We start from the raw sequence: 21,079 nt of genomic DNA, 5'->3' as shown, positions 1-21,079 counted from the left end.
TATGTGATGTTAAGACTGACTTTCTTGTTGCTGATTGTGTCATTGCCGGGCTGTTTTCTGACGCCCGGCATGGATATGCAAACCGACCACGGCATGAGCGAAATCGAGTTGCCGACCCTGAAAAACGGCCAACTGGTCAAGGAAAAGCTCCCCATTCAGCCGATTACCGCTGACCTGATCATCCAGCGGGAAACTGCCAAACGGCAGGCGGTGAGTCATTTGCCGTTGGCTGGCGACAACAGAACCAGTTATCGCATTGGCCCTCAGGACAGATTGCAAATCACGGTGTGGGAGCATCCGGAACTCAACGATCCCGGTGGCGAAAGAATTAACCCCGACATGGCCGGTAAAGTCGTCGACGACAATGGCGATCTGTATTACCCCTATGTCGGCACCCTGCACGTAGCCGACAAAACGGTACCGGAGGTACGCGAGGAACTGACCCGCGAACTGTCCAAATACTTCAAGAAGGTCAAGCTCGACATGCGGGTACTGTCGTTTCAATCGCATCGGGTCGCGGTGGTGGGTGAAGTGACTAACCCGGGCATCGTGGCCATGACCGAAACGCCGCTGACTGTCGCCGAAGCGATTAGCCGGGCGGGCGGTGCCACCAAGGAATCCGATCTCAATAATGTGGCATTGGCTAGGGGCGGCAAGCTTTACCGATTGAATGTACAAGCAATGTATGAAAAAGGCCTGACTACTCATAATTTACTGCTGCGGGACGGCGATGTACTGAACGTTGGCGATCAAAAAGACAGCAAAATATATGTGATGGGCGAAGTGGGTCGGCAGCAGGCCATTCAGATCAATAAGGGTCGGATGAGTCTGTCGCAGGCACTGGCAGAGGCCTATGGGGTGGATTTCAATACCTCCCGGCCAGGCAATATTTACGTGCTGCGGGCGGGCGACATGCAGCCGGAGATTTTCCGGTTAAATGCCGAATCGCCCGACGCCATGATTTTAGCCGAGCAATTTCCGTTACAGCCGCATGACACGCTGTTTGTGGGTACCGCCGGGGTAACGCAGTGGTCGCGCGTGTTGAACCAGATTTTACCGGGTTCCTTTACCGCCATGATGTCGACAGCCGCGATGATGGGAATTTAAGCCATGGTACGCGCCTTTATTAAAGATGTTTTCAACCTATTGGGTTATGAAAAATGATGTATCCACACAATCAAGCTACTCCCGCACTGCCGCCAATGCATCACTCTCGAATCGAGGAACAGGGTGTCAGTATCCGCGATTATCTCGATCTATTGCTGGAAGGCAAAAGGACCGTGTTGTTGAGCTTATTGGTGGTGTTAAGCGTCACCAGTATCTATCTGGTATTGGCGCCGCGAACCTATAAAGCCGATGCCTTGCTGCGGATCGATAAAAACAAAGCCTTGTTGGCGGCCAATTTACGCGGCGACAGCAATAGTATGTCCAGCGAAGCGGAAAACCCGCGCGCGCAGCGGGAAGTGGAGATATTGCGTTCGCGCTCGGTATTGGGCAAGGTGGTGGAAGACCTGAGTTTAATGGTCGAGTATTCGCCGCGTTATTTTCCCATCATCGGCGAAACGCTGGCTCGCAAGCATGATAAACATGACGGTATCGCTCAACCCTGGTGGGGCTTTAGCCGCTGGGCCTGGGGTGGCGAAAAATTAAAAATTGCGCAATTCGAAGTGCCGGATCGTTATTTGGATAAAGAATTTACCGTCGTTGCGCTGGCGGATGACCAATTTCAGTTGCGCGATCCTAAGGATCGAATTTTGGCGGAAGGTCCGTTGGGCGAGCTGATCAGTGCCGACATCGGCGAAATCAAACCGGTACTGATTCAGGTGGCGGAATTGGCCGCCCATCCAGGTACCGAGTTCGAGCTGACCCGCAAAACGTCTTTAGCGGCAATCGAAACCTTGCAGAAAGCCTTTTCGGTGCAGGAAGTCTCCAAGGACACCGATATTCTCAGCGTGGAATTGAAAGGCCGTGATCCGCAACAGTTGGCTCAATCGGTCAACGATATCGCCAATATTTACGTGAATGCCACGGTGAATTGGGAATCCGCCGAGGCCTCGCAAAAACTGGATTTTCTGGAAAGCCAATTGCCGCTGGTCAAGGAAAATCTGGAGAAAGCCGAAGCAGAGTTGAGCGCCTATCGGCAAAAACACGGTGCGGTGGATATTTCCACAGAAGCGGAGATTTTGTTGAAACAGGCTGCGGAGATGGAGACTCTGGGTATTCAATTAAGGCAAAAATTCGAAGAACAAAACCAACGTTTGGAATCGGCGCATCCGGACATGATGGCCACCAATGCCCAGATCAAGCGCGTCAATCGCAAACTGGCTGCTTTGGAAAAACGCATCAAGGATTTGCCGAAGACCCAGCAAAACATAGTTAGTATGTCGCGGGATGTACAGGTCAATACCGAACTGTATACCTCGTTGCTGAACAGTGCCCAGGAGCAACGGATAGCGGCGGCCGGTTCCTTGGGTAATTCACGTATCGTCGATTTTGCCGTGATACCGGAAAAACCTTATTGGCCCAAGCCGGGTTTATTGTTGGTCATTGCCGGGCTGCTGGGTTTGAGTTTCGGCTCGGCGCTGGTGTTTTTGCGTCATTCGCTGCAACGGCATGACAATTATCCGGCCTTGCTGGAATATCAGGTCGGTTTACCGTTGTATGCCGCCATTCCGCATAGCAAAAAACAACGCCAACTAACCCGTTTGATCGACAAGGGCAAGGATAGGGAAACGGGGGTGCTGGTCAGCCATGACCCGCTGGATATCTCGGTGGAATCCCTGCGCGGTTTGCGCACCACGCTGGAAGCGACTTTGGCCAGTGATGAAAGCAAAGTTATTATGGTGACCAGTCCGGCGCCTGGCATGGGCAAGTCGTTTATCAGCACCAATCTGGCGGCCTTGCTGGCCAGTATCAAAAAGCGGGTGTTGATTATCGATGCGGACATGCGCAACGGCCGCTTGCACGAAACCTTTTCGACCGATAAACAGCCCGGACTGTCGGATTTGTTGTCCGGTAAGGCGACTTTGGCGGAAGTCATCGTCAGTCTGCCGGATCTCGGTATCGATTTGATACCCCGGGGTACCATGGTATTGAATCCGGCCGAATTGCTGGTGTTGGGCGAATTGGCCGAAACCCTGGGACAGCTGAAAAGTTTTTATAACCATATCGTCATCGATTCGCCGCCGATTTTGGGTGCCACCGATGCCGCCATTATGGGCAAAAACGCCGATGCCACCTTTTTGGTGGTCAAGGAAAGCCGTTACACCGCGCAGGAAATGGAAGTCAGTTTCAGACGCTTGCAGCAAGTGGGCGTGAAACCGAGCGGTTTTATTATCAACGATATGAAAGAAGGTTCTTCTTATTACCCCTATTACGGCTATGCCTACCAGCGTAGCGACCTGCAACAGAAAAATCCGCCATCCTGGTTGGCAAGTCTGCAAGCCATGGGCGAGTGGTTGAATAAACCGGAAGATGGCGAATATCTGCCGGAGATCGACGAATCCGAAATCCCGGACGACAGCGTACGGATTTAAGCATGCGGATACGTCTGGAAAAAGACCTGCCGGTATTGTTGTTTGCGTTGGTGTGCGCCTCTACTGTCGCCGCGCTGCCGCAAGTGGAGTCGGCCTGGATGGGCGTCAAGGAAGTCTACGGCCAGCAGGATTTCGGCTTGCGCATCCTGCGGGAAGCCATGCTGCTGGTATTGATTATGTATATGTTTTTGGAACCCCGCTTGCGGCGGGGGGTATTTGCCGGTTCTATCCTGGCGTTTCTGGCCGTTATTACCAGCTATGTACTCTTGGAAGTGGCTTATGCCTTGTATCTGGATTTACCGTTGGTGGTGCCGATGGCAGGGATGCGGGTATTCGAATATTTGCCGGTGGCCTTGATCGGTTTTGCCGTCAGCCGCCTAGGGGCGGGCGATTATGTATTGATCAGATTCGCGCATTATCTGCGTTATTTCATGGTGTTGCAGTTGGTGCTGGCGATTGCCCAGGCCTTGTGGGCGCCGCCGTTGTTCGGGGTGTCGTTTCTCGGTGGCGGTCGGCCGTTCGGTACCTTCGTCAGTCCTAATTTGTTCGGCGCGACCATGGCGACTTGCGCGCTGGTGTTCGCGGTAGTGCCCGGCATGCGCAACTGGTTGGCTGTTAGCGTGTTTTTGGCCTTGTTGAGCGGTTCGCGCACGGCTTTTATCAGTTCGCTGCTGGTGGTGTTTTTTCAGATGTATGCCGCGTTGCGGCCTCGCGATCGCTGGGCTCTGATCATGCCTGCGCCGATGTTGGCGGTAGCGGCTTTATTGCTGGCCTCCAGCCCGATGCTGAGCGGTCGGGATGATGCCGACCCGACTCAGGACGGCCGTATCGATCTGTGGCAGCGGGTGTTTGCCGATTATGTGCACGATCCGATTGATTTATTGTTCGGCTGGGGGCTGGGGTTGAGCTCCAACACTATTAACGTTTTGTTCGGCGCCGAGCATTTTCAGGGGCAATTCGATTCGGACAGTTTGTATTTATTTTTACTGAATGGTTACGGTTTGCTGGGGTTGTTGGCATATCTCCTGTTTATGTGGATGTCGACAAGGATGTCCGTCCACGCCCATAAAGGTCTGGTAATGATGTTTATTTTCGTGGCTGGTTTAACCTTCAATATGTGGGAATATTTCCCGCAAAACGCCCTGTTGATGTTTTTATGGGGCTTGGTAATCGGCGCCAACCGCAAGCCTGCCGTAGCGTCGCCGATACCGCACACGCTTGCCGCGCCGCTATATCGGCAACGATGGTCGTAAGGTTGGGACTATGTTGAGAGTATTAAAACAACAACGTTTGCTGGGGGATGCCTTCTGGGCCTTGGCCGGGCAATTGGTTTCCGCGGTGGCACTGCTGGCGGGCACCCGCATGCTGACCGAGTTGGTTTCTCCCGATATTTTCGGTCAAGTGGCCTTGCTCAGCGGTTTTGTGGCCTTGGGCGTTGCGGTGTTTTCCTATCCGTTTATTTGCGCCGGCATGCGCATGCTGCCGGAATGCCGCAATCAGCAGCAACGCGCCGCCTTGCATCAGGCGGTGTTCGGCTTGACGGCACGTTCCACGGCCCTGGCCATAGCGGTTCTAATGCTGGGTGGCAGCGTGTACTGTTATGTCAATGATAGCGAAATTGGCCTGTACGTTTTGACGGGCTTGTTATTGGCCGTCACCGTGCGGCGGGAATTGGGCATACAGTTGTTGATAGGCGAACGCAGACAACGCGGCGCCAGCTTCTGGCAAACCAGTGACAGTTTGTTGCGGCCGTTAGTGGCGATAGGGTTGGTGTATTGGGCCGGGCCTAATCCGGGCGCTATTTTACTGGGCTATATTTTTGCCAGCGTGGTTTCCAATACGGTGTGGAGCATCGTGCACGGTGCCGATTCGGAGAGTCATTCAGGTAGTCAGCCGCGTTTATTCGCTCGGCTTCGAGGTAATATCTGGGTGTATGCCTTGCCCTTGATCCCCATGGAGTTCATCTTTTGGGTGAACGGTGTAGGCGACCGTTATGTGATCGGCTATTTTCTGAGCGCCGCGGAAGTGGGTTTGTACGCCGCCAGTTACACCATTATTAACGAAGCCTTTAACCGCAGTGCCATGGTATTGCTGCGTACGTTTCAACCGGCCTATTTTCAAGCGTTTGCGGCAGGCAACGGCCGTGAAGCTTTCTCGATACTGAAGGTCTGGTTAACCGCGGTAACGGGGTTGGGCGTCATAGGCACCGGCTTGGTGATGATGTGCAAAGACTGGGTGGCCGAATTATTACTGGCCCAGACTTACCACGCGGCCGTGGGCTTGATGCCGGCCATCGCCATGGGGTCGGCCTTGCATGCGCTGGGAACCGCTCTCGCGCAACCTTTGCTGGCTAAAAAAAACACCCGGGCGGTACTGAAAGGCCGGCTTTGCGGCGCCATCGCGGCGGTCATCAGTCTGCCCCTGTTGGTGGCGGTTTACGGCTTGCCGGGCGCCGCCATCGCCAATCCGGTTTATTTCGGCATCGAAGCCCTGGTGCTGGCGCTATTGGCCAAACCCTGGCGCGAGCCCAAGGATATTCATTTTGCCGAAATCGACACTCTGTCGGTCGACTTAAATCCCTCGCCGGTTATCAATAGCTGATTAAAGAGAAAACTATGACATATGCACCCACCCTTTCAGGCAGTTACGGACAGATATTACACCGCTGTGTCAGTTGTGCCGGCGAGAATATCCGGTACTGGCGGCATAAGAATTATCAGTACACCCAGGGTAACACGGAGCAGGTATTTCTAATTTATCGTTGCAAGAGCTGCGGCACCGGTTTTTTGAACCAACCGCCGCATCCGCAGTGGTTGCATACCATTTATCAATATTCCGGACAGGCTTTGACGCAGCCTATTAGTTTGGCCGATGTGCTGGGCAGAGAGGCCGAGTTTCCCAATTGCAGCATCGATGCCGAACGGGTCAGTCAGATGGCCGATAAGTTGAATTTATCGGGTAATCAACGGGCGCTGGATGTGGGCTCCGGATTCGGATTTTATACCCGGGCCTTGCGCGTCAAAGGCTATGACACGGTTAGTATTAATCCGGGGCAATACGAAAACCGGGTATTCAAAGCCATGAACGGCGAAGAACCGCTGCAGATGATGTTCGAACAATATCAAACCGAACAACCATTTGGGGTGGCGGTGATGTCCCAGGTATTGGAGCATCTCTTGGAGCCGGATAGGGCCGTCAAAAAAGTGGCGGGTTTGTTGGTCAACGGCGGTGTTTACGCCTGCGCGGTGCCAAATTTCAATTCGTTTTTGGTCAAGCTGTTGGGTACTCGGGATAACGCCTGTTTATGGGTGCCGGAGCACGTCAATTATTTTACCGAGAAAGGTTTGCGGCAGTTGTTATCGCGGCACGGCTTGCAGATTATCAAAGTCGAACAGGTAACTCGCATTCCGCCCAATGCCCTATCGAAACGCTTGAAGCTATCCGGCCGGCAGGCCGCGCTGATGGATGGCTTGGTCAAGCGCATACAAAGGCCTTTTACTGGCTTGATGAATAGACTGGGGCTGGGGATTTATATCAATGTATACGCGGTTAAAACAGCATGAAAACGCAAAGCCGTGAAAATCCGGCCAAGGACAAAAAGGGCCTATGTTGACGGTGGTGATTTTGACTCATAACGAAGCCGGGAATTTGCCGCGCTGTCTGGCGGCGATTCCGGACCGGTACCCGATTGTCATTGTCGATTCGGGCAGTAGCGACACTACGCTGGCTATCGCCCAACAACACGGCTGCAAGATTTATAGCAATCCCTGGCCTGGTTTCGCCGAGCAGCGCAATTTCGCCATGTATCAATGCGATATACAAACCGCCTGGATCTTGTTCGTGGATGCCGACGAAATCTATCCCGACGATTTTTACCGGCAATTCGATAGCGGTGCTCTAAAGCTGGAAAACATCGATGTGTTGATGGTGCCGTCGATTTTGTACCTGCGCGAAAAACGCCTGAATCACGCGCCGGGTTATCCGATTTATCATCCGCGTCTGGTCCGGCGGGAAACCACCCGCTTTGTGCGCAACCATACCGGCCACGGTGAAGCGGTGCTCGACGGTTGCCGGCTAGCCTATGGCAAAACGCCTTATCTGCATTACTTCTACCATGGCGAGATCATCGAATGGATGCATAAACATGTCAATAAAGCCGCGCAGGAAGTGCAGCTCAAACCTACCGCCGGCGCGGTGATAACCACGCGTGGCCGCTTGAGCGTGTTGCTTGGGCGCTCCTGGCTGCGGGTACTGGCGCGCTTTTTATATCACTACCTGTTTCGGGCCGGATTTCTGGACGGCAGGGCTGGTCTGGAGTTTGCGTTGATGTTTACTTGGTACGAAGCCACTATTTATCTGCAGGCTAAAGCCGCCCGGCAGGCGAGGGGACACGCATGAAAATTTCATTGGTATTGGCCACGTTGGGCCGGGATCTGGAATTATTGGATTTGTTGAAATCCCTGATTTTTCAGACCTATCAGGATTTCGAATTAATCGTTATCGATCAAAACCGGGACGGCAAGATCGACAATATTTTGGCGGGTTTCAAGCAATGCCTGGATATCAAACATCTGAAGGTGGACTTTACCGGTAACGCCAAGGCCAGGGACTACGGGATAGGATTGGCGCAGGGCCGCATTATCGCCTTTCCGGATGACGACTGCGTCTATGACAAAAACGTACTGGAACACGTGGTTGCGGAATTTGAAACGCGTAAAAAACTGGCGATTCTGGTGGTGGGCTCCTACGATTTTTCCGACACCCGTTTCAGCATAGGCGTCAACAGCCGCAAGGCCCGCTATTTTTCGCGGCTGAATATGATGGGAGTGGAATTTACCCAGTTTTTTGCCATGGATAGAGTCGATCGCCGACAATTTTATCTGGATCACGATTTCGGGATTGGCTCCAAATATTCCGGCGCCGAAGGCTTTGAATTGTTGTACCGCTTGTTACGGTCCGGCAATCAGGCTTTCTATACGCCGAATATCAAAATTTATCACGCCAATAAAGACCATTACAGCCTGGGCACGGCCCGTATGTTGAAGTACTCCACCGGTATCGGCGCTTATATCCGCAAATTCGCCAACCAACACGACCTGTTCATCGCGTATTACATCCTGCGCAAGATGCTGGTGGCACCGGTGTTGAAAATGCTACTGGCGGTGCTGACTTTTAACCCCGCCAAACTGGCTTATTCGTTTTATAACCTGGTCGGCATCTGGCGCGGGTTTTTCGCATATGGAAGAGGCGGCGCAAATTTCAAGGTTTAGGGTTCAGGTGTCAAGGTATGACAGGACGGCGTGCTTTTTTTCCTGGGTCTTAAGCCTTGAACCTAAGATAAATAACTTCCCCCTTTGGCATAAGGGGATAGAGGGGGATTTATTTAAACATCTCCCCCCAACCCCTGTTTGCCAAAGAGGGGTGCGGCAACCCATTAGGTGTTTGAAAAAAAATTCACGAATCAAGGCAGGAGAACAAATATGCAAGTAGGGATTGTTACCACTCACGTGCCGCCGGCCAAGGGCTATGGCGGGGTGTCCGTGACGTGCGGGGTGTTAACCAAGGCCTGGGCGGAAAGCGGCCACAAGCTGGCGCTGGTCGCCGCGGACGAATCGATAGACGGCCGGTTAAAGCCCGAAGACGTGGATGTCGGCGCTAACGTCGATGTCAGGCTATATCGTTGTTATGGGTTCAGACGCTGGGGCTTCGGCTTGGCGGCGCTACCTGAAATTCTCAATTTATGTCTGCGGGCGCCGGTGGTGTATATCCACGGTATCGCCACCTGGCCGGTTACTTTGGCGGCGCTGTTTTGCAGTGTGTTGCGCAAACCGTTCATGGTGGCGGTGCATGGTGGCTTGATGCCGGAGCATGTGGATTTGATCCGCCAACGCAAACCGCATAAGTGGTGGTTTTACAAGTTGTTGACCTTCCCAACCTTGCGCCGGGCCATTGCCGTGCATTGCACCAGCGACACGGAAGCCGCCGGCGTGCGTGAGGTATTGGGCGAACATGCGCGTATTTTATTGGTACCGAACGGCATCGATGCGCGCGATATCGAGCTTGCCGCTTATCCGCCGGACCAGGGCATGCAACTGTGTTTTTTAGGCCATGTGCAACAGGAAAAAGGTATCAATGCCTTTATTCGGGCCTGGTTAAAAGTTCGCCGGCCCAACGATCGCTTGGTGGTGGCGGGTCGCAGTGTGGACGGCCAATACTTTCAGGCATTTCAAGCATTACTGGCCCAGGCCGATGGCGGCATAACCTACCGGGGTTATTTGCCGCGCCACGAAGTCCTGCAGTTGTTAGCGGAAAGCCATTTTCTAGTGTTGCCATCCGGTTTGGAACAGGCCGGCGGCATGCGGGAGAATTTCGGCAATGTGGTGGCGGAAGCCATGGCGGCCGGTCGGCCGGTTATGGTCGCTAAAGGCTTGGCCTGGGATCATTTAGAATCGATGGGGGCAGGGTTCGTGTTTGAGCGGAACGAAGGTTCCGTCTGCGAGGCGTTGCAATCGGCTCAAGCCCTGGATGCTAGTCAATGGCAAACCATGTCGAAAAGCGGACGTAGCTATGTGGAACAACAATTAAATCCGGTCAGACTGGGAGAGCGGGTTTGGCAAGTGCTGAGCAAGCAGAAACCGGCCGCTAAAACCGAGACCCAAATCAGCAAAGACGGGGTTTTATGATTAAAGTAGGGTTGATAGTCCCCACTTTAAATGCCGGCCCCGGCTGGCAGGCTTGGCTGGAGGCCTTGGCGCAACAGACCCGCCAACCGGATAGATTACTATTGATAGATTCGTCCTCCAGCGACGAAACCGTCCAATCGGCATACGATTACGGCTTTGAAATCAAGATTATTACCAAAAATCAGTTTAATCATGGCGGCACCCGGCAAGCAGGTGTCGAACATTTGTCGGCTATGCAGATTATCGTCTTTCTGACTCAGGATGCGATCTTGGCGGACTCAACCGCCATCGAACAGCTGTTGGCGGTTTTCGAAAACCCGTGGGTGGCGACGGCCTATGGCCGGCAATTGCCGCATAAAAATGCCGGGCCGATAGCCGCGCATGCCCGCTTATTCAATTATCCCGCCGCCAGCCGGTTACGCGGATGGGAGGACCGCGACCGGTTCGGGATTAAAACCGTGTTCACGTCCAATTCGTTCGCCGCCTATCGCCTCAGTGCCTTGATGCAAGTAGGCGGCTTTCCTGTTCACACCATCATGAACGAAGATACTTATGTGGTAGGGAAAATGGTGCAGGCGGGCTGGAAAATTGCCTATTGTGCGGATGCGCAAGTGTTTCATTCGCACAATTACGGTTTCGCGGAAGAATTTAAGCGCTATTTCGATATCGGCGTTTTTCACTCCCAAACCGCTTGGCTGCAGCGGGATTTTGGCGGCGCTACCGGCGAAGGCTTGAGGTATATCCGCTCGGAATTGTTTTACTTGTTGAAGTACGCTCCCAGTCTGGTTCCATCGGCATGGCTGAGAACCGGTCTGAAATGGCTGGGCTACAAACTGGGCACTTCGCACAGATGCCTGCCATTAGTGATAAAGCGCTGTTTCAGCATGCATAAGGCCTACTGGTTGGAACAATCCAGACAAACTTTTGCAGTTGCTCCAGGGGGGGGGCTGTCCGATTGAGGCAGGCTATTAAACTTGAGCTTAGTTTGCCGCAGTTATTTTGGTTTGAAATGACGGGTCAGGATGATGCGTCATTTCAAACCGATTCAGTAAAGCAGAAATTAAGGTAGTGGAATTCTAATTTTTTGACCTGGAAAGATTAAGTTGGGGTCCTTAATGACTTCCCGGTTGGCTTCGAATATCTTAGGGTAGTCGTTGCCGTTGCCATAATATTTTTTGGCGATTTTGGATAACGAATCGCCGCTTTGAATCAGGTAATATTCCACGTTTTGCGGTTCTAATGCGGTAGTGGTATCGACACCCGTACCGCCGTCGTCGACGATGTCTATTTTGGCGATTACTTCGCTAACGCCTTTAATATTGCCGGCCATCAAAACTGCTTTTTGTGCAGCTTCCGCGCTTTGAGTGCTGCCGATTACAGTGGCTTGGCCATCTTTATAAATAATGTTCAGATTTTCAATGCCAGGATTGTTGGCAAGAATATGTGCGGTAATTTTTTCCGCGGCATCGGCATCGCTGCTAAATAATTTATGGCCAATGTCTTTTACAAAATCAAATAATCCCATGTGATGCTCCCGAACTTAAGTGTTGTTATTGAGTACCCATTTCAAAATGGATGTTTTAGCTTAAAAAAGTTTTTTGGCGATATTGAATAAATCGTCGGTAATGTTGCCGTCCTTGTTGCTATCTAAAAATGAAACTAACAGATTGCCTAAGTCAGGGCTGCTTGTGCTATTTGAATTGGCTTGCCCGGCTGTTTTGCTCAAGGCGCCCATGGCGGTTGCCGCTACCAAAGGCAGTAATTTTTTGACAATGCTTTCGTCGGCACCGGTAGCTTCCGCCGCATGGCGGGCTAAATTTCGGCTGTCGTCTTTACTGCCCAGAATGTGGCCTAAAATGGCATTGCCTTCAGCCGTTGCCGATGGCTCGGCTAACACTTCCGGGTTTTCCAGATACTTAGCGTGGCTGCCGTTCTGTAAGGCCTGCACCAAGCTTTGCAGGCCATTACCGCTAGTGGTGTTTTGTTTGATGCCGTTGGATAAAGCGGGTAGCAGTTGTCCCAGAATGTTTTGTACATCGGCGGAGTCTAGTCCTGCTTGTTTGGCCAATTGATTGACTAACTGGGAATTTTGGTCGCCTAAAATTGATTGGAATATATTCATGCTGAAGCCTCGCCTAATGATAGTTTGAGGGTAGGCACAAAGTCAGCAATGCCGGCCCGTCGAAATAAACTACCGTTGAGGTAGTTCCAGGATTTGAAAATGAAGCGTAAGTCGGTCACCATATGCCGCAATCCAGCTGGCGTCAACTAAGAAAATGTCTATTACCGCCGGTGTAAAGTTCGTTACAGCGGCTTCAGATCTTGCCTATGGCCAGATAAGCTGAGGAAAATGACGGCTGTTGTAAGCTTGAAGGTGTAGTCATGTGCGCAGGATGCTTTAGAAATGACTTGCGGGGTAATGCGACATTCAGCTGATTTTTAATCCGTTAAAGTCAGCCGCAATTATTTGACTGTGCGTCGCTGAAACGCTTTCCGGTTTTGAATTCGCCTGTCGATGCTGGACTAAGATGCCTCGACAGGCGAGTCGGATCAATGCCTGAAGTGCCGCATGCCGGTCAACACCATGGCGATGTTGTGTTGGTTGGCGGCGTCGATGACTTCCAGATCGCGCATGGAGCCGCCGGGATGGATCACGGCGGTGATGCCGGCCGCCGCCGCCGCGTCGATGCCGTCGCGGAACGGGAAAAACGCATCGGATGCCATCACCGAACCCGGTACCGGCAAACCTTCGTCGGCGGCTTTGATGCCGGCGATCTTGGCGGAATAGACCCGGCTCATTTGTCCGGCGCCTATGCCTATGGTTTGGCCGTTCTTGCCGTAGACAATGGCATTGGATTTTACGAATTTCGCTACCTTCCACACGAACAGCAAATCGGCCATTTCCTGCTCGGTCGGTGTGCGGTTGCTGACGACTTTAAGGTCCGCAGCGTTGATGCTGCCTAAGTCTTTATCTTGTACCAGCAGGCCGCCGGCAACGCGTTTGAAGTCCAGGGCCGCGACGGCTGCGCCAGCCCAAATACCGCATTCCAATAAGCGGACATTTTGTTTTTTTGCCAGCGCGGCTTTGGCGCCTTCGCTAACGGTTGGGGCAATAATCACTTCGACAAACTGGCGACCGACGATTTCGGCGGCGGTGGTTTCATCCAGTTCCCGGTTAAAGGCGATGATGCCGCCAAAGGCCGAGGTGGGGTCGGTGGCGTAAGCCAGATTGTAAGCGTCCAGAATGTTATCGCTGATAGCCACGCCGCAAGGATTGGCGTGTTTGACGATAACGCAGGCCGGCTGATCGGCGAAGCCTTTGACGCATTCCAAAGCCGCGTCGGCATCGGCGATATTGTTATATGACAATTCCTTGCCTTGTAATTGTTTGGCGGCGGCTATGCTGCCGACGGGCGGATTTTTCTCGCCGTAAAACGCTGCGTTTTGATGTGGATTTTCACCGTAGCGCATGCTTTGCAGGCGATGATATTGCAGATTCAGCGTGTCGGGAAAATTGCCGGCATCCATGAATTTACTTAAGTAAGCGGAAATCATGGTGTCGTAACGGGCGGTGTGCTCGAAACTCTTTAAGGCCAGTTTAAAGCGGGTTTTGTGGCTTAATCCGCTTTGGTTGGCTTGTAATTCGGCCAGCGTGGCGGCGTAATCGGCGGGATCGACCACAATCGCAACATCGGCATGATTTTTTGCCGCGGCCCGGATCATGGTGGGACCGCCGATGTCGATGTTCTCGATGGCGGTGGCCAGATTGCAATCCGGGTTGGCTACGGTTTGTTCGAAGGGATACAGGTTGACCACCACCATGTCGATGGCCTTGATGTCATTTTCCGCCATTACCGCATCGTCGATACCGCGACGGCCCAGTATGCCACCATGCACTTTCGGATGCAGGGTTTTGACCCGGCCGTCCATCATTTCCGGAAAGCCGGTGTAGTCGGAGACTTCCGTTACGGCAATTTGATGTTCTGCCAGTAGTTTGGCGGTGCCGCCGGTGGAGAGTAATTCGATGCCCAGATTATTCAGTTCGCGGCAAAAATCCAGAATGCCGGATTTGTCGGACACGCTAACTAGCGCCCGGGTCACTTTTTTATTGATGCCCAAAGGGGTATTCATGCAAGCCTCAAGATAAGGAAGGGAAAAGAAATTAGCCGATGCCGTAGAGTTCCAGTTTTTTACGCAGGGTGCTGCGACTTACACCCAGAATTTTGGCGGCTTTACTTTGATTGAAATCGGAATGTTTTAAGGCGGTTTCCAGCAACGGTTTTTCGACTTCGGTCAGTACTAATTGGTATAAGCCTGAAGAGTCGTGACCGTTCAAATGTGTAAAATAGTCTTCGACAGACTGGCGCACGTGTTCGGATAGCGTATGGCCGTTGCCGTTGCTGATTTTGATTGATTCTGCTTCCATCTAGGCGACTCGGGGAGTAATGAATGTAAACGAGGCATTGACCAGTGCCAGTTGTTGCGCCGGTTGTTGAGCCTGATTGATTATTGTTTTTTGTTCGCTTGGCAAACTGCCGAGTTGATCGAAGTACCAGCCAATATGTTTACGGGCAATTCTAACACCACTGGTAGCCCCATAAAAACAGTATAAATTCTCCAGGTGTTGATTAATGACGGTTTTGATCTCCGACAAGGAAAGCGGAGGAATTTCCTGACCGGATAATTGGCTGTGCAATTCTCGAAATATCCATGGCCTGCCTTGCGCCGCACGCCCGATCATGATGGCGTCGGCACCGGTATAGTCCAGCACTTGGCGGGCTTTTTCGGCATTATCGATATCGCCATTGGCAATGATAGGGATATTAACGTGGCGTTTCACCTGTCTGATGGTGTCGTATTCGGCCTGTCCGTTAAATTTACAGGCCCGGCTGCGTCCGTGAATAGTTAGGGCCTGAATGCCGCAAGCCTCGGCAATTTTGGCGATCTTTAGCGCATTCCGGTTAGCTAAATCCCAGCCTGTGCGGATTTTTAAGGTGACCGGGACCTCTACTACGTTCACTACGGCGCTCAAAATACGCTCGACCAAACCTTCATCTTTTAATAGCGCCGAGCCGGCGGCGACCGAGCAGACTTTTTTGGCTGGGCAGCCCATATTGATATCGATAATTTGCGCGCCTCTGTCTCGGTTCAGGCGGGCGGCGGCTGCCATTTGTTGCGGATCGGTGCCCAAAATTTGTACCGAACGCAGGCTGCTTTCGCCGCTGTAGTCGGTTTTTTTTAGGGTACGCGGGTGCTGCTGCAATTCGCTGTTGGATATCACCATCTCCGATACGGTCAAGCCCGCGCCGAATTGGCTGCACAGGCGTCGGAACGGATTGTCGGTGATGCCCGCCATCGGGGCGAGGATTAAATTGTTGGGCAGTTGGTAAGGGCCGATTTGCATGGATGCACAAGCAGTCAAAAAGGCAGGGCATTTTACCTTAAAATAGCCGCGAAGGTAGGGCGCTTTTTCGGAGAATTGCCCAGGCCGGCTTGAGTACTGTTTGGCGTGCTGTCGAAAATAACGTATCGCCTGTTTGCCAACGCCGAGTCAACTTAGAGTACAAACCTAGGTTTGTACTCCCGGATTGGTAAGTGTTTGTCGGCCGGCCGCTTACAAATCCTGGCTGTTCAAATATTCCTCGTAATTGCCGTTGAAATCGACGATGCCGTTTGGTGTAAGCTCAATGATGCGGGTGGCTAATGAGGACACAAATTCCCGGTCATGGCTGACGAAAATCAGCGTGCCGGGATATTGTTCCAAGGCGCTGTTCAGCGATTCGATGGATTCCATATCCAAATGGTTGGTGGGTTCGTCCAGTATCATGATGTTGTTTTTTTGCAGCATCAATTTGCCGAACAACATACGGCCCTGCTCGCCGCCGGACAAGACTTTGACGGATTTGTTGATTTCGTCCTGCGAAAACAAAAGCCGCCCAAGCGTGCCGCGGATGGTTTGGTCGTCGTCGGATTCCTTGCGCCAATGGCCCATCCAGTTGATCAATGACATCTCTTCGGCAAAATCCTCGGCATGGTCTTGCGCGTAATAGCCGATGTCGGCGTTTTCCGACCATTTCACCTCGCCGCAGTCGGGGGTTAAATCGCCGACCAGGGTTTTCAGTAAAGTGGACTTGCCGATGCCGTTGGGGCCGATCACGGCTACCCGTTCGCCAACCGGAATCATCAGATTCAGATCTTTAAATAAGGGTTGGTCGCCATAGCCTTTGCTTAGATTTTCCACTTCCAGCGCCAAGCGATGCAGTTTTTTGCTTTGATCGAAACGCAGGAAAGGATTGACCCGGCTGGACGGTTTGACTTCGTCCAGTTTGATTTTTTCCAGCTGCTTGGCGCGCGAGGTAGCCTGCTTGGCTTTGGAGGCGTTGGCGGAAAAGCGGGCCACGAAGGTTTGCAGCTCGGCAATCTGAGCCTTTTTCTTGGCGTTGCCGGCCAATAGGCTATCTCTAACCTGGGTTACGGCGGTCATGTAATCGTCGTAATTGCCCGGATAAACCCGAAGTTCGCCGTAATCCAGGTCCGCCATGTGGGTGCAGACGCTGTTCAGAAAATGCCGGTCATGCGAAATGATGATCATGGTGCTGTCGCGTTCGTTGAGCACATTTTCCAGCCAGCGGATGGTGTTGATGTCCAGGTTGTTGGTCGGTTCGTCCAGCAGCATGATGTCTGGGTCGGAGAACAGCGCTTGCGCCAGCAGCACCCGCAATTTCCAACCGGGCGCCACCGCACTCATCGGTCCGCTGTGCTGTTCCATCGGGATATCCAGGCCCAGCAGCAATTCGCTGGCCCGGGATTCGGCGGTATAGCCGCCGAATTCGGCAAATACCGATTCCAGCTCGGCGGCGTGCATGTAGTCTGCTTCGCTGGCTTCCATATTGGCGTAGATAGCGTCGCGTTCCGACATGGCCGCCCACATTTCGGCGTGACCCATCATCACCACATCCAGTACCCGCCGGTCTTCGTAGGCGAATTGGTCCTGACGCAGGATACCCAGGCGCTCGTTGGGGGTGACGCTGACGTTGCCGGCCGAGGGTTCCAAATCACCGCTGAGGATCTTCATCAGGGTAGATTTTCCGCAGCCGTTGGCGCCGATCAAACCGAAACGGTTGCCGTTGCCGAATTTGACGGAAATGTTTTCAAACAGGGGCTTGGCCCCGAATTGCATAGTGATGTTGGCGGTAGAAATCAAGAGTGTGTCCGAGGTTGGCTGGTGCGGTGTCGATATTGGCAATACAGAATTACCGCGTTGCACAGCGATCAAAAAACCGCACATTTTAACAGAGATCGGCGAGCAATTTTTGAATGAAAAGCCGGGGCGGGCGAATTTGCAAGAATTTCTTAGTTATCAAATTGGCTGCTTTGAAATAGGCGTTACAAAGTTAAGGTTTTGCTGTGCCGGAAATTTCATCGGTTATTGAAATTCAGAGTTTATGGTCCTTCATTTATAAATCATCAAACTGAACCCGCAACCGGTTCTTGCCTATTTTACTCGATTGAAAGGCCCGATCACTGTGTTCGTTAGGCGTCGTCGCGTTCGTGGATTGCTTGCTCATGGCTTGATAGGCGAAGCCTTGGCATGATTCCAAATATCAGTAGCAAGCCAATATATACCGAGCCGGATATCTTGTCTCTGCTGCCGACGAACTCGGCCAAGGTTTGCTCTTGAAGGACTACGGTAAGTCCTAATTCGGCAGCGATTGAAAAGGCAAGTGCTAGAAGACCTGCGGCCAATGACCGACCAGGAAGTGTGATTTCAGGAAAGCGGCGCAGTATATGCCCCGCTGCGAAGAAGATCACTGCGGCCATAACGGGCATTTCGGCAAGCTCCGCCCAGCGCTCACCGACGCGTGGAACGAGTATCGGAACGCGGAACACGCCGAGTACGAAGCCTGTGCCAAGCACAATTGCGAAGTAAACGAGTGCCGCGTGAAAGATCGTTGATATTGGTGCGGATTGCAAGGGTAGATGCCTTGACGTCTTAAGGGGCGCGCAGCGTCCGGATGAGTGAGGTGTTATGCGGGTATAAGCGCTTTATCAAACCGGATATCTTCATAGTTGTTCCTATCAATTAGAATCTATAGCCGGAGGTGGAAAATTTCAAGACATCGCGACACGGCGTCGAGTCATGCCAGAGCCAAGGCTTTGATCCCCTCGCTGGGTCAAAACCGAGGTTACCCGGGCGGCCAAGGCCGCCAAAGGCAATCACCGTGACAGTGTGGGCGCGATTATTCACTCAGAGATGGTGAATAATTTTTACCGCCGGAAGCCGTCACACGCCAGTTTTGCTTGGGATAGTAACAATTCAGGAATGCCGAAGGGATAACCCTTGGCATTCCTGTCGGGGTTTTATCTGGTCACCAGCGGAAGCACATCCACTGCGCCTTTGGGCTGATGTCTGTCATAACTATAGATAGCCTGGCCGTAAGCGGTATCGACATACTCGACATTCCAGGGCACAACCGTTTCATTGCCCACATGTGGATAGCTATGAATAGCTGGTCCGTAAGCCTGGCTGACATAGATCAGCTCCGGTTTGCGCGACACTTCCCCCGCAATGCTGTTTTGATAGCTGTAGATACTGGGGCTGGCGGCTTTGGATTGGTAGATCAATTCGGCGTTGTTGGTTGGGCTTGATATTTCGGTGGCGCCGGCATTTAACGAGATAAATCCGCTGATCATCGCAGCCGCGATAATTGATAAAGACTGTGACGTTTTAATTTTGTATGTTTTCATGGCAATCATCCCTTTTTATGTTTTTTATAGGCATTTTTAAGACTATTGACATATTCTTAAGTTCAAGAAAAAAGGCGATATTATCTTTGATTTTATTGCACTAATTCAGTGCACCGATACCGTGCTATCGGGAAAGCAACGGCGCATATAGGCACTGTTTTATTAATCTTGTGCCGGTAACATGCGCCCGAATCGGCATCATGATGGCACCGGTTTGTTCGGACAGGAACTCGCCGCGCATGACCTGCAAATAAGCCGCCGAAGGCATGCCGCTGCTTTGCCAGCCAGCTGGCCGATGGCAGCGCCGACCGCTTCGCTGACTTCAAACAGCAGACCGGCACGATTTATCCGTGGGCGGCGTGAACAAAGCCGTCGGCTATGGACGGAAGTTCCTGTTCGTCTAACGCGCGCGGTACCGCATACGATTTTTAGCTTCAGAGGCTAGCCCCTGCCCGGTTTTTGGCGGGTTTATTCGGTGCAAGACGCGACAAAATTAGTCTGTTGTCTACCACTGCGTCTAAAATAGGGCGCCGAATCCTGACTGTAAAATTCAGATTTATCTCAAGGTTCGGTTGGGTCCGCTAGTCCAAACCAGGCGCTCGGTTGTCAACCGCGGGTTTTTGTGGATACTTTTGTCATGCAAAAGTCCGGGGTAAAACTGACGGTTGCAGGTGTGCGCCGGGCTAAAGCGGCGTTTTTAAGTGTGTATACTTGCCACAAAGGGGATGATTATGAAAAAGCTATTTTTTTACTTGCTGCTGACTGTGGCCATTTTTCCCTCCACAAGTTCGGCCACTAGACACGAGTACATCTGCAAAATCGCAGGGTATTACGAAGGGATCGAGGATCGTTTTCTGCATGCGCTGGCGTTGAGAGTGATCGAAAAAAACCGAATGACCGATGAAGTTTCTTGCCAGTCGGAAATCAAGTTCGGCAACAATGTTGCGCACAAGTATTCCAGATTGGGCAAGGTAGAATCCGATGAGGAATTGCAGCTACAAATGCATGCCAAGCATTTTAGTGCCCTTGTCTATGATGCCATTCTGTCCAAAATCAAATTGGATTGGTGACAAGTTGAGTTGAAGTCTGAATGTTCTTTTGCAGGCCATTTTTGGCCTAAAAGGGCGGCTATGGCTGTTTCCGGATCGGTGTTGCTGGGAGGCCGGGACAGTCGGTTTGAGATTGAACGGTCTTCAAGCGGCAAATCGTTACTGTCGATTATTCGTGCAGCGGTAATGATTTCGGGGGATAGCCTATTTGTCGGTGATGACTTCTACATTCAAGCGACTGCGGCTGATACAGTCGGCGTAACCTGCATCGGGATTTTTCATGTTTCGGGCTTCATTAACACAGGCATTTGAGACATTAAAGTAATCGTCGGTTAAGCCGGCGCGCGAAACCGGTCGCCCTGCGTACTCCATGCATACGATAAATTTACCGGCGTCATAGGTGGTCGGTATTTCAACGACACTGACAGAGCTTGCGGTGGGCACGTTAACCGTCTCTTTACGCATGGCGGATTGGCGGCATTCCAAAGTATCGGTAAAATAGCCTCGGTCGGCATTGGCCGTGTCATGATTTATCGATGTACGGTTGGTGCATGCTGGAAGTACGATTATGCAAAAAGCCAAAAGTGGAAATTTGTCCATGGTTTTTCCCTGGGCAAGCGGTTAGCGGCATGCGGGCACCCTTGGCAACGAAAAAGCCAAATTTAGCCTGATACCGGCAGTCTAGCGATTAAGCTTTACATTTAGGTGAATATGCGGTTTTTTTGATCCTATCAAGCCGTAGTTTATCGTAGAAAGGACTCCCGTTCGAACAATCCTGTAATAACATCGACGACGTACTGCGTAGGAGTATAGCGCGCCAAATTTCCGGGATGTTCTCAAAACATATCGGTTGTTTGATTTATAGGGACATTTTATAGGAATCGGTTATTCGAATTGTCCCGAAAGTTCTCTTACCTACGGTGCAATTGTTGGCATCATTGCACTACAATCACACTGGCATTTTTTCTGCATAAAGCCCGCTAACACTCTGCTGCCAAACATGCTGAAATATGTCGCGGAAAATTTCAAGCTAGTTGTCGCCTCAGTGTGAAACTCTTATGCA

At 52.0% G+C, this 21,079-nt stretch carries 21 protein-coding genes; 11 read left to right on the top strand and 10 right to left on the bottom strand.

Features of this window, described 5'->3' with window-relative positions; all coding sequences use genetic code 11:
- Nucleotides 1–6 precede the first annotated feature (6 nt).
- From M0R33_RS05775 to M0R33_RS05735, 9 genes are all read left to right on the top strand, one after another.
- Complete coding sequence (locus M0R33_RS05775) at nucleotides 7–1,107, top strand: polysaccharide biosynthesis/export family protein (RefSeq protein WP_292566374.1); 1,101 nt, start codon at nucleotides 7–9, stop codon at nucleotides 1,105–1,107.
- 95 nt (nucleotides 1,108–1,202) lie between these two features.
- Nucleotides 1,203–3,536, top strand: a complete 2,334-nt coding sequence (locus tag M0R33_RS05770; protein WP_292566371.1) for a polysaccharide biosynthesis tyrosine autokinase — start codon at nucleotides 1,203–1,205, stop codon at nucleotides 3,534–3,536.
- A 2-nt stretch (nucleotides 3,537–3,538) separates the two neighbouring features.
- Complete coding sequence (locus tag M0R33_RS05765; RefSeq protein WP_292566369.1) at nucleotides 3,539–4,789, top strand: O-antigen ligase family protein; 1,251 nt, start codon at nucleotides 3,539–3,541, stop codon at nucleotides 4,787–4,789.
- 10 nt (nucleotides 4,790–4,799) lie between these two features.
- A complete protein-coding gene (locus M0R33_RS05760; RefSeq protein ID WP_292566366.1) occupies nucleotides 4,800–6,137 on the top strand; it encodes a lipopolysaccharide biosynthesis protein in 1,338 nt (445 codons plus the stop codon).
- Nucleotides 6,138–6,151: 14 nt separating this feature from the next.
- On the top strand, nucleotides 6,152–7,099 hold the full coding sequence (locus M0R33_RS05755) for a class I SAM-dependent methyltransferase (RefSeq protein ID WP_292566363.1): 948 nt from the start codon (nucleotides 6,152–6,154) through the stop codon (nucleotides 7,097–7,099).
- 43 nt (nucleotides 7,100–7,142) lie between these two features.
- On the top strand, nucleotides 7,143–7,934 hold the full coding sequence (locus tag M0R33_RS05750) for a glycosyltransferase family 2 protein (protein ID WP_292566360.1): 792 nt from the start codon (nucleotides 7,143–7,145) through the stop codon (nucleotides 7,932–7,934).
- A complete protein-coding gene (locus M0R33_RS05745; protein ID WP_292566357.1) occupies nucleotides 7,931–8,806 on the top strand; it encodes a glycosyltransferase family 2 protein in 876 nt (291 codons plus the stop codon). The genes M0R33_RS05750 and M0R33_RS05745 overlap by 4 nt, the downstream gene beginning before the upstream one ends.
- A 210-nt stretch (nucleotides 8,807–9,016) precedes the next feature.
- Nucleotides 9,017–10,219 (top strand): glycosyltransferase family 4 protein, encoded by a 1,203-nt coding sequence (locus tag M0R33_RS05740; protein WP_292566354.1) that lies wholly within the window; start codon nucleotides 9,017–9,019, stop codon nucleotides 10,217–10,219.
- Nucleotides 10,216–11,178: a glycosyltransferase gene (locus M0R33_RS05735; RefSeq protein ID WP_292566351.1), complete on the top strand. Its 963-nt coding sequence runs from the start codon at nucleotides 10,216–10,218 to the stop codon at nucleotides 11,176–11,178. Before M0R33_RS05740 ends, M0R33_RS05735 begins: the two co-directional genes overlap by 4 nt.
- 101 nt (nucleotides 11,179–11,279) lie before the next feature.
- Here M0R33_RS05735 and lysM read toward each other — a convergent pair whose 3' ends face one another.
- From lysM to M0R33_RS05705, 6 genes are all read right to left on the bottom strand, one after another.
- Nucleotides 11,280–11,744 carry a peptidoglycan-binding protein LysM gene (lysM, locus tag M0R33_RS05730; RefSeq protein WP_292566348.1) on the bottom strand — a complete coding sequence of 155 codons (465 nt, stop codon included), beginning with the start codon at nucleotides 11,742–11,744 and terminating at the stop codon, nucleotides 11,280–11,282.
- Between the two features lie 60 nt (nucleotides 11,745–11,804).
- Nucleotides 11,805–12,341, bottom strand: coding sequence for a DUF937 domain-containing protein (locus M0R33_RS05725; RefSeq protein ID WP_292566346.1), 537 nt, complete (start codon nucleotides 12,339–12,341; stop codon nucleotides 11,805–11,807).
- Nucleotides 12,342–12,769: 428 nt separating this feature from the next.
- Entirely contained in the window at nucleotides 12,770–14,350 is a 1,581-nt protein-coding gene (gene purH / locus M0R33_RS05720; RefSeq protein WP_292566343.1) for a bifunctional phosphoribosylaminoimidazolecarboxamide formyltransferase/IMP cyclohydrolase, read from the bottom strand.
- 31 nt (nucleotides 14,351–14,381) lie between these two features.
- Nucleotides 14,382–14,645 (bottom strand): helix-turn-helix domain-containing protein, encoded by a 264-nt coding sequence (locus M0R33_RS05715; protein WP_292566340.1) that lies wholly within the window; start codon nucleotides 14,643–14,645, stop codon nucleotides 14,382–14,384.
- Complete coding sequence (dusB, locus tag M0R33_RS05710; protein ID WP_292566338.1) at nucleotides 14,646–15,623, bottom strand: tRNA dihydrouridine synthase DusB; 978 nt, start codon at nucleotides 15,621–15,623, stop codon at nucleotides 14,646–14,648. It lies immediately after the preceding gene.
- 210 nt (nucleotides 15,624–15,833) lie between these two features.
- Nucleotides 15,834–17,399, bottom strand: a complete 1,566-nt coding sequence (locus M0R33_RS05705; protein WP_366043167.1) for an ABC-F family ATPase — start codon at nucleotides 17,397–17,399, stop codon at nucleotides 15,834–15,836.
- Between the two features lie 4 nt (nucleotides 17,400–17,403).
- Here M0R33_RS05705 and M0R33_RS05700 point away from each other — a divergent pair, with 4 nt between their 5' ends.
- Nucleotides 17,404–17,652 carry a hypothetical protein gene (locus M0R33_RS05700; RefSeq protein ID WP_292566334.1) on the top strand — a complete coding sequence of 83 codons (249 nt, stop codon included), beginning with the start codon at nucleotides 17,404–17,406 and terminating at the stop codon, nucleotides 17,650–17,652.
- A gap of 100 nt (nucleotides 17,653–17,752) precedes the next feature.
- On the opposite strand, the gene M0R33_RS05695 is transcribed toward M0R33_RS05700, so the two are convergent.
- The 3 genes from M0R33_RS05695 to M0R33_RS05685 all read right to left on the bottom strand — a co-directional run bounded on the left by M0R33_RS05695 (nucleotide 17,753) and on the right by M0R33_RS05685 (nucleotide 19,235).
- Nucleotides 17,753–18,193: a hypothetical protein gene (locus M0R33_RS05695; protein WP_292566331.1), complete on the bottom strand. Its 441-nt coding sequence runs from the start codon at nucleotides 18,191–18,193 to the stop codon at nucleotides 17,753–17,755.
- A gap of 387 nt (nucleotides 18,194–18,580) precedes the next feature.
- Entirely contained in the window at nucleotides 18,581–18,967 is a 387-nt protein-coding gene (locus tag M0R33_RS05690) for a hypothetical protein (protein ID WP_292566328.1), read from the bottom strand.
- A gap of 124 nt (nucleotides 18,968–19,091) precedes the next feature.
- Nucleotides 19,092–19,235 (bottom strand): hypothetical protein, encoded by a 144-nt coding sequence (locus tag M0R33_RS05685; protein WP_292566325.1) that lies wholly within the window; start codon nucleotides 19,233–19,235, stop codon nucleotides 19,092–19,094.
- Nucleotides 19,236–19,698: 463 nt separating this feature from the next.
- Between M0R33_RS05685 and M0R33_RS05680 the strand changes: the two genes are divergently transcribed.
- On the top strand, nucleotides 19,699–20,037 hold the full coding sequence (locus M0R33_RS05680) for a hypothetical protein (protein WP_292566323.1): 339 nt from the start codon (nucleotides 19,699–19,701) through the stop codon (nucleotides 20,035–20,037).
- A 183-nt stretch (nucleotides 20,038–20,220) separates the two neighbouring features.
- Here the strand turns inward: M0R33_RS05680 and M0R33_RS05675 are convergent, their stop codons facing one another.
- On the bottom strand, nucleotides 20,221–20,616 hold the full coding sequence (locus M0R33_RS05675; protein WP_292566321.1) for a hypothetical protein: 396 nt from the start codon (nucleotides 20,614–20,616) through the stop codon (nucleotides 20,221–20,223).
- Nucleotides 20,617–21,079 lie beyond the last annotated feature (463 nt).

It is taken from the genome of Methylomonas sp. (assembly GCF_023228165.1).
In the GTDB taxonomy this organism is placed as follows: Bacteria; Pseudomonadota; Gammaproteobacteria; order Methylococcales; family Methylomonadaceae; genus Methylomonas.
The sequence above is the reverse complement of the archived record's forward strand: the minus strand, read 5'-3'. Positions and strand labels throughout refer to the sequence as shown.

What these genes read in the sequence shown, in the direction of transcription:
- M0R33_RS05750 (WP_292566360.1), top strand. Translation starts at nt 7,143, where the DNA reads ATGTTGACGGTGGTGATTTTGACTCATAACGAAGCCGGGAATTTGCCG.
- lysM (WP_292566348.1), bottom strand. Translation starts at nt 11,744, where the DNA reads ATGGGATTATTTGATTTTGTAAAAGACATTGGCCATAAATTATTTAGC.
- M0R33_RS05680 (WP_292566323.1), top strand. Translation starts at nt 19,699, where the DNA reads ATGAAAAAGCTATTTTTTTACTTGCTGCTGACTGTGGCCATTTTTCCC.
- M0R33_RS05775 (WP_292566374.1), top strand. Translation starts at nt 7, where the DNA reads ATGTTAAGACTGACTTTCTTGTTGCTGATTGTGTCATTGCCGGGCTGT.
- M0R33_RS05685 (WP_292566325.1), bottom strand. Translation starts at nt 19,235, where the DNA reads ATGCCTTCGGCGGCTTATTTGCAGGTCATGCGCGGCGAGTTCCTGTCC.
- M0R33_RS05675 (WP_292566321.1), bottom strand. Translation starts at nt 20,616, where the DNA reads ATGGACAAATTTCCACTTTTGGCTTTTTGCATAATCGTACTTCCAGCA.
- M0R33_RS05700 (WP_292566334.1), top strand. Translation starts at nt 17,404, where the DNA reads ATGTTGGCGGTAGAAATCAAGAGTGTGTCCGAGGTTGGCTGGTGCGGT.
- M0R33_RS05735 (WP_292566351.1), top strand. Translation starts at nt 10,216, where the DNA reads ATGATTAAAGTAGGGTTGATAGTCCCCACTTTAAATGCCGGCCCCGGC.
- dusB (WP_292566338.1), bottom strand. Translation starts at nt 15,623, where the DNA reads ATGCAAATCGGCCCTTACCAACTGCCCAACAATTTAATCCTCGCCCCG.
- M0R33_RS05705 (WP_366043167.1), bottom strand. Translation starts at nt 17,399, where the DNA reads ATGCAATTCGGGGCCAAGCCCCTGTTTGAAAACATTTCCGTCAAATTC.
- M0R33_RS05760 (WP_292566366.1), top strand. Translation starts at nt 4,800, where the DNA reads ATGTTGAGAGTATTAAAACAACAACGTTTGCTGGGGGATGCCTTCTGG.
- M0R33_RS05765 (WP_292566369.1), top strand. Translation starts at nt 3,539, where the DNA reads ATGCGGATACGTCTGGAAAAAGACCTGCCGGTATTGTTGTTTGCGTTG.
- M0R33_RS05725 (WP_292566346.1), bottom strand. Translation starts at nt 12,341, where the DNA reads ATGAATATATTCCAATCAATTTTAGGCGACCAAAATTCCCAGTTAGTC.
- M0R33_RS05715 (WP_292566340.1), bottom strand. Translation starts at nt 14,645, where the DNA reads ATGGAAGCAGAATCAATCAAAATCAGCAACGGCAACGGCCATACGCTA.
- purH (WP_292566343.1), bottom strand. Translation starts at nt 14,350, where the DNA reads ATGAATACCCCTTTGGGCATCAATAAAAAAGTGACCCGGGCGCTAGTT.
- M0R33_RS05690 (WP_292566328.1), bottom strand. Translation starts at nt 18,967, where the DNA reads ATGAAAACATACAAAATTAAAACGTCACAGTCTTTATCAATTATCGCG.
- M0R33_RS05740 (WP_292566354.1), top strand. Translation starts at nt 9,017, where the DNA reads ATGCAAGTAGGGATTGTTACCACTCACGTGCCGCCGGCCAAGGGCTAT.
- M0R33_RS05770 (WP_292566371.1), top strand. Translation starts at nt 1,203, where the DNA reads ATGCATCACTCTCGAATCGAGGAACAGGGTGTCAGTATCCGCGATTAT.
- M0R33_RS05755 (WP_292566363.1), top strand. Translation starts at nt 6,152, where the DNA reads ATGACATATGCACCCACCCTTTCAGGCAGTTACGGACAGATATTACAC.
- M0R33_RS05745 (WP_292566357.1), top strand. Translation starts at nt 7,931, where the DNA reads ATGAAAATTTCATTGGTATTGGCCACGTTGGGCCGGGATCTGGAATTA.